Source organism: Oleiphilus sp. HI0061, assembly GCF_001635675.1.
The window spans coordinates 1-566 of record NZ_LWFE01000103.1 but is presented as its reverse complement, the minus strand read 5'-3'; the positions used below and the strand labels follow the sequence as shown (position 1 = coordinate 566).

1 protein-coding gene is annotated in these 566 nt (G+C 45.9%); it reads right to left on the bottom strand.

What is annotated here, in order from left to right:
• Positions 1-530 (bottom strand): methyltransferase (locus tag A3735_RS01270; RefSeq protein WP_231882330.1); only part of this gene is annotated, 530 nt, incomplete at its 3' end.
• Positions 531-566 lie beyond the last annotated feature (36 nt).

Below are 566 nucleotides of genomic sequence, written 5' to 3'. Positions count from 1 at the left end.
TCTTGAAGAATACGAATGCTGAGAGAGGGGCAAGGAAGGTATTGATCAGTATGTCTGATATCTTTTTGGAGCGTATCAAAGCCGAGTCGCCAAGCTTGTAGTTGTTTGCGCTTTCGGGTTTCAGCGGCCGATGCCGTATTACACTGTCTTGTCGCTAAACGCAAATCCTCATTGCTTAGGCTCAGTAGGGTAGTTCGGCCTACAAGTGATAGCGCCTGGTAGTTTTCAGAGCTATTGAAGCGGTGATAGCAGCATGGTGAGAAGGTCATTCTGTTAGAGTGACTTTCTACACCTTGCTTTAGCATATGTACATGCAGGCCACCGCAGGCATGCAAGGCAATTAGGTGATGGTTAGCTTCAAGCAGCTGAGACAGGTCATCATTCAATACATCACACTCTAGCGCCACAGTTTGATTGCTCAATTTTCTGGTGCGGGAAAGGATATTTGCCTGATTGACTAGCTGCGTATCAATCTCTAAACCGGTGACTTTTTGCTTGTATAGCTCTGATATTAATCGACCTAAATGCAACTTTCCGCAACACCATTCAATAAGCGGCGTTGTGGG